Annotated in this window: 7 protein-coding genes; 6 read left to right on the top strand and 1 reads right to left on the bottom strand. The window is 52.0% G+C overall.

The window, feature by feature from the left end:
• Nucleotides 1–137: 137 nt before the first annotated feature.
• On the bottom strand, nucleotides 138–1292 hold the full coding sequence (gene metK / locus FEK47_RS19465) for a methionine adenosyltransferase (protein WP_130237401.1): 1155 nt from the start codon (nucleotides 1290–1292) through the stop codon (nucleotides 138–140).
• 55 nt (nucleotides 1293–1347) lie between these two features.
• Between metK and FEK47_RS25700 the strand changes: the two genes are divergently transcribed.
• The 6 genes from FEK47_RS25700 (at nucleotide 1348) to speB (ending at nucleotide 5996) form a co-directional block, all read left to right on the top strand.
• Nucleotides 1348–1599 carry a hypothetical protein gene (locus FEK47_RS25700; RefSeq protein ID WP_130218033.1) on the top strand — a complete coding sequence of 84 codons (252 nt, stop codon included), beginning with the start codon at nucleotides 1348–1350 and terminating at the stop codon, nucleotides 1597–1599.
• 110 nt (nucleotides 1600–1709) lie between these two features.
• Nucleotides 1710–1853, top strand: a complete 144-nt coding sequence (gene yqgG / locus FEK47_RS25695) for a protein YqgG (RefSeq protein WP_001297404.1) — start codon at nucleotides 1710–1712, stop codon at nucleotides 1851–1853.
• 93 nt (nucleotides 1854–1946) lie between these two features.
• A complete protein-coding gene (yqgB, locus tag FEK47_RS19460) occupies nucleotides 1947–2078 on the top strand; it encodes an acid stress response protein YqgB (RefSeq protein WP_130218031.1) in 132 nt (43 codons plus the stop codon).
• Between the two features lie 8 nt (nucleotides 2079–2086).
• A complete protein-coding gene (gene speA, locus FEK47_RS19455) occupies nucleotides 2087–4063 on the top strand; it encodes a biosynthetic arginine decarboxylase (RefSeq protein ID WP_010347927.1) in 1977 nt (658 codons plus the stop codon).
• Between the two features lie 145 nt (nucleotides 4064–4208).
• The gene (locus tag FEK47_RS19450) at nucleotides 4209–4940 is read left to right on the top strand and encodes a hypothetical protein (RefSeq protein ID WP_000758912.1); all 732 of its coding nucleotides are present in this window, start codon (nucleotides 4209–4211) and stop codon (nucleotides 4938–4940) included.
• Nucleotides 4941–5075: 135 nt separating this feature from the next.
• On the top strand, nucleotides 5076–5996 hold the full coding sequence (speB, locus tag FEK47_RS19445) for an agmatinase (RefSeq protein WP_000105566.1): 921 nt from the start codon (nucleotides 5076–5078) through the stop codon (nucleotides 5994–5996).
• Nucleotides 5997–6202 lie beyond the last annotated feature (206 nt).

Here is a 6202-nt window from a genome sequence, read left to right as displayed (position 1 = left end):
ATAATACAAGGTCGGATAAGATGCGGCAGCATCGCATCCGACACATTGCCGGATGCGGCGTGAACGCCTATCCACCGCGGCGAGGTAAAAGAAAAAGGCCAGCGCGAGGCTGGCCTTTGAAAGCAGGTGAAGAAAGATTACTTCAGACCGGCAGCATCGCGCAGCAGTTGCGCTTTGTCGGTTTTTTCCCACGGGAAATGTTCGCGACCAAAATGACCGTATGCTGCAGTCTCTTTGTAGATCGGGTGCAGCAGATCCAGCATCTGAATCAGACCGTATGGACGCAGGTCGAAGAACTCACGTACCAGCAGGGTCAGCTGTTCAGAAGGCACTTTCTCGGTACCGAAAGTTTCCACCATGATGGAGGTCGGTTCAGCCACGCCAATTGCGTAGGAAACCTGAATTTCGCAACGGTCAGCCAGGCCAGCAGCCACGATGTTTTTCGCGACATAACGTGCTGCGTAGGCTGCGGAACGGTCCACTTTTGATGGATCTTTACCGGAGAACGCACCGCCACCGTGACGCGCCATGCCGCCGTAGGTATCAACGATAATTTTACGACCAGTCAGACCGCAGTCACCCATCGGGCCGCCGATAACAAAACGTCCGGTCGGGTTGATGAAGAATTTGGTTGCGGAAGTCAGCCATTCAGCGGGCAGAATCGGCTTGATGATCTCTTCCATTACCGCTTCTTGCAGCGATTTCTGGTCGATATCTTCAGAGTGCTGAGTGGAAAGCACGACAGCATCGATGCCGACGATTTTGCCGTCGTCATACTGGAAAGTTACCTGGCTTTTCGCGTCCGGGCGCAGCCACGGCAGAGTGCCGTTTTTACGCACTTCAGCCTGACGCTGTACCAGACGGTGTGCATAGGTGATAGGTGCTGGCATCAGCACGTCGGTTTCGTTGGTTGCGTAGCCAAACATCAGACCCTGGTCGCCCGCGCCCTGTTCCAGCGGATCGGCACGGTCAACGCCCTGGTTGATGTCAGGAGATTGTTTGCCGATAGCGCTCAGGACCGCACAGGAGTTAGCGTCAAAGCCCATGTCGGAATGTACATAGCCAATTTCGCGAACGGTGTTACGGGTGATCTCTTCGATGTCTACCCAGGCGCTGGTGGTGATTTCACCGCCAACTAAAACCATGCCGGTTTTTACGTAGGTTTCGCAAGCAACGCGTGCTTTCGGATCCTGTTCGAGGATCGCGTCTAAAACGGCATCAGAGATTTGGTCAGCAATTTTGTCAGGATGCCCTTCAGAGACGGACTCGGACGTAAAAAGGTGTTTTGCCATATTTAATATCACCTAAAGAGAATTTGGTTAGCTCAAACTGTTGTGTGGATTTTCTGTGGTAGCGGATCCTACCACGACTCGACAGGTTAAAAACACTGGCAGTCTGAGTGTTAATCAGTATGGATGGATTAACATCTGGATGGCTATTTTAGGTCAATCCTTCACCCGATTTCCACTTTTTTTTGAATCGTGTCTCATTCTGTTAGAAACGTGGCTGGAAATTTTTCCTGACAATGCTGGCATTCTTCGTATTTATCTTTTGCAATTTTCTGCCATTGTGGGGTATAAAACGCGGCGCGCGGCTTAAATAAAAAGCACACGACGTTTCTTTCGTGTTGCCACTTCCAGCCGGGTTGAAATCAGAGTTTTGGCTTGTGGGTTCGTCTTAACGGGCGGCCGTGGAGGTGATACGAAATAATGAACCGTTGTCTGCTGCTTAACCTGTCTCACCGTTCTGGTGAAGATTCGTTCCCCGCACTCTGCATCTCTGCTTTGCATACCTGCCGATGTTATACCCATCTCGGCGCTTCTCAGGATTCAAGAGCTGGTTACAGTTACTGAGGACTGAACAAGGGCGCTCTTGTAAAAACAAGAGTTTTCTCGTGGTTTCGCCGAACTGTCACACTTACGTTCGGTTATGTGCTTAATAATGTTATGAAAAAGAAACCGATTGCGCAGTCGGAGCGTCAGCATACACTGCTGGAAAATCCATGTGCTTATGGGTTGTTATCGCAGTTTCAGGCTGCGATAGTGGTTAACTGTTTTACACTTAATAAAATAATTTGAGGTTCGCTATGTCTGACGACATGTCTATGAGTTTGCCTTCGTCAGCGGGCGAACACGGTGTACTACGCTCCATGCAGGAGGTTGCAATGAGCTCCCAGGAAGCCAGCAAGATGCTGCGTACTTACAATATTGCCTGGTGGGGCAATAACTACTATGACGTTAACGAGCTGGGCCACATCAGCGTGTGCCCGGACCCGGACGTCCCGGAAGCTCGCGTCGATCTCGCGCAGTTGGTGAAAACCCGCGAAGCACAGGGCCAGCGTCTGCCTGCACTGTTCTGTTTCCCGCAGATCCTGCAGCACCGTTTGCGTTCCATAAACGCCGCGTTTAAACGTGCGCGGGAATCCTACGGCTATAACGGCGATTACTTCCTCGTTTATCCAATTAAAGTTAACCAGCATCGCCGCGTGATTGAGTCCCTGATTCATTCTGGCGAACCGCTGGGACTGGAAGCAGGTTCGAAAGCAGAGTTGATGGCGGTGCTGGCGCATGCTGGCATGACCCGCAGCGTCATCGTCTGTAATGGTTATAAAGACCGCGAATATATCCGCCTGGCATTAATTGGCGAGAAGATGGGCCACAAGGTCTATCTGGTCATTGAGAAGATGTCAGAAATCGCCATTGTGCTGGATGAAGCAGAACGTCTGAATGTCGTTCCTCGTCTGGGCGTGCGTGCACGTCTGGCTTCGCAGGGCTCGGGGAAATGGCAGTCCTCCGGCGGGGAAAAATCGAAGTTCGGCCTGGCTGCGACTCAGGTACTGCAACTGGTTGAAACGTTGCGTGAAGCCGGGCGTCTCGACAGCCTGCAACTGCTGCACTTCCACCTTGGTTCGCAGATGGCGAATATTCGCGATATCGCCACGGGCGTTCGTGAATCGGCGCGTTTCTATGTGGAACTGCACAAGCTGGGCGTCAATATTCAGTGCTTCGACGTCGGCGGCGGTCTGGGCGTGGATTATGAAGGTACTCGTTCGCAGTCCGACTGTTCGGTGAACTACGGCCTCAATGAATACGCCAACAACATCATCTGGGCGATTGGCGATGCGTGTGAAGAAAATGGTCTGCCGCATCCGACGGTAATCACCGAATCGGGCCGTGCGGTGACTGCGCACCATACCGTGCTGGTGTCTAATATCATCGGCGTGGAACGTAACGAATACACGGTGCCGACCGCGCCCGCAGAAGATGCGCCGCGCGCACTGCAAAGCATGTGGGAAACCTGGCAGGAGATGCACGAACCGGGAACTCGCCGTTCTCTGCGTGAATGGTTGCACGACAGCCAGATGGATCTGCACGATATTCATATCGGCTACTCTTCCGGCACCTTTAGCCTGCAAGAACGCGCATGGGCAGAACAACTCTATCTGAGCATGTGCCATGAAGTGCAGAAGCAACTGGATCCGCAAAACCGTGCGCATCGTCCGATAATCGACGAACTGCAGGAACGTATGGCGGACAAAATGTACGTCAACTTCTCGCTGTTCCAGTCGATGCCGGACGCATGGGGGATCGACCAGTTGTTCCCGGTTCTGCCGCTGGAAGGGCTGGATCAAGTGCCGGAACGCCGCGCTGTGCTGCTGGATATTACCTGTGACTCTGACGGTGCTATCGACCACTATATTGATGGTGACGGTATTGCCACGACAATGCCAATGCCGGAGTACGATCCGGAGAATCCGCCGATGCTCGGTTTCTTTATGGTCGGCGCATATCAGGAGATCCTCGGCAACATGCACAACCTGTTCGGTGATACCGAAGCGGTTGACGTGTTCGTCTTCCCTGACGGTAGCGTGGAAGTGGAACTGTCTGACGAAGGCGATACCGTTGCGGATATGCTGCAATATGTGCAGCTCGATCCGAAAACGCTGTTAACTCAGTTCCGCGATCAGGTGAAGAAAACCGATCTTGATGCTGAACTGCAACAACAGTTCCTTGAAGAGTTCGAGGCTGGTTTGTACGGTTATACCTATCTTGAAGATGAATAATTAAGATTATTCCGCTGGCGGGTCGATTTATTTACGTAAATCGGCCCGCTTTCTTTTTATATATTCTTAAAAATAATTTAGCTGCTTTTCTTATTAAATAATCTCCCTACAATCGCTGCATTAATTAAATGCAGAGGGAACGGTTATGAAAAAATGGAAAGTACGTAGCGCGTTGGTGGCATTAATCGTGCTGCTGGCCGGTTGTTCCAGTAATGCGCAGTATAATAGCAGTGCATCGGGCAATGTCGGCACCGCCTGGGGTGGGGATGTGCACTCAACGGTTCAGGGCGTATCTGCTGAGCGAGCCTGGCGCGATCCGGCAGAGATGATCGTTATTAGTTATTCGACTAATGTTCCTTCCGGCTACGACCGCGTTTATAGCATTCGTATTAACGAACTGGAATATGCTATTCGCGATGGTAATTTTAATTCTCTACCTATTACGCGGGTTTATGATTCATCAAATAATGAACCACGCTATATTGTCCATGCCAGAGTAGGAATGAATTATCAATTATATGTCCGCAATTACAGTCGTAACACCAACTACGAGATCGTTGCTACGGTTGATGGCCTGGATGTTCTGAATGGTAAACAAGGTTCGCTGAATAACAACGGTTATATTGTGAATGCCGGAGATTCGTTAGCGATTAAAGGATTCCGCAAAGATAAACATACCGAAGCGGCTTTTCAGTTCGCCAACGTTGCTGATTCCTACGCAGCCAATTCGGCGCAAGGCGATGTGCGTAATACCGGTGTAATCGGCTTTGCCGCCTTTGAATTACAAGGCCCGGCGCAAAACGCGCTGCCGCCGTGCTCTGGACAAGCGTTTCCGGCAGATAACAATGGCTATGCGCCGCCACCGTGTCGGAAATAGTAACCTTGCTTGATGCCTCGCCCATTTAAGGCGATAATTAGCACAAACTTGTGTTTCGCAAATCCAACCCTTCCTCGTCGGGCCTAACGACGCGGAAGGGTTTTTTTATATCGACTTTGTAATAGGAGTCCATCCATGAGCACCTTAGGTCATCAATACGATAACTCACTGGTTTCCAACGCCTTTGGTTTTTTACGCCTGCCGATGAACTTCCAGCCGTATGACAGCGATGCTGACTGGGTGATTACTGGCGTGCCGTTCGATATGGCCACTTCTGGTCGTGCGGGTGGTCGTCACGGTCCGGCAGCTATCCGTCAGGTTTCGACGAATCTGGCCTGGGAACACAACCGCTTCCCGTGGAATTTCGACATGCGCGAGCGTCTGAACGTGGTGGACTGCGGTGATCTGGTATATGCCTTCGGCGATGCCCGTGAGATGAGCGAGAAACTGCAGGCGCACGCCGAGAAGCTGCTGGCTGCTGGTAAGCGTATGCTCTCCTTCGGTGGTGACCACTTTGTTACGCTGCCGCTGTTGCGTGCTCATGCGAAGCATTTCGGCAAAATGGCGTTGGTACACTTTGACGCCCACACCGATACCTACGCTAACGGTTGTGAATTTGACCACGGCACCATGTTCTATACCGCGCCGAAAGAAGGTCTGATCGACCCGAATCATTCCGTGCAGATTGGTATTCGTACCGAGTTTGATAAAGACAACGGCTTTACCGTGCTGGACGCCTGCCAGGTGAACGATCGCAGCGTGGATGACGTTATCGCCCAGGTGAAACAGATTGTGGGTGATATGCCGGTTTACCTGACCTTTGATATCGACTGCCTGGATCCTGCATTTGCGCCGGGAACCGGTACGCCGGTAATTGGCGGCCTGACCTCCGATCGCGCCATTAAACTGGTACGCGGCCTGAAAGATCTCAACATCGTTGGGATGGACGTAGTGGAAGTGGCTCCGGCATACGATCAGTCGGAAATCACCGCTCTGGCAGCGGCGACGCTGGCGCTGGAGATGCTGTATATTCAGGCGGCGAAAAAGGGCGAGTAATGCGCACGGGGTAACAAATGTGCCATTAATGTCGGATGCGGCGTGAACGCCTTATCTGACCTGGGTTCGGCACCCGTAGGCCGGATAAGATGCGCCAGCATCGCATCCGGCAATGCGCACGGGGTAACAAATGTGCCATTAATGTCGGATGCGGCGTGAACGCCTTATCCGACCTGGGTTCGGCACCCGTAGATACTGTTATGGCC

Origin of the sequence: Escherichia sp. E3659 (assembly GCF_005781135.1) — a bacterium.
Taxonomy (GTDB): Bacteria; Pseudomonadota; Gammaproteobacteria; order Enterobacterales; family Enterobacteriaceae; genus Escherichia.
Note: the sequence above shows the minus strand (reverse complement) of the source record. Positions and strands in the feature narration are given on the sequence as shown.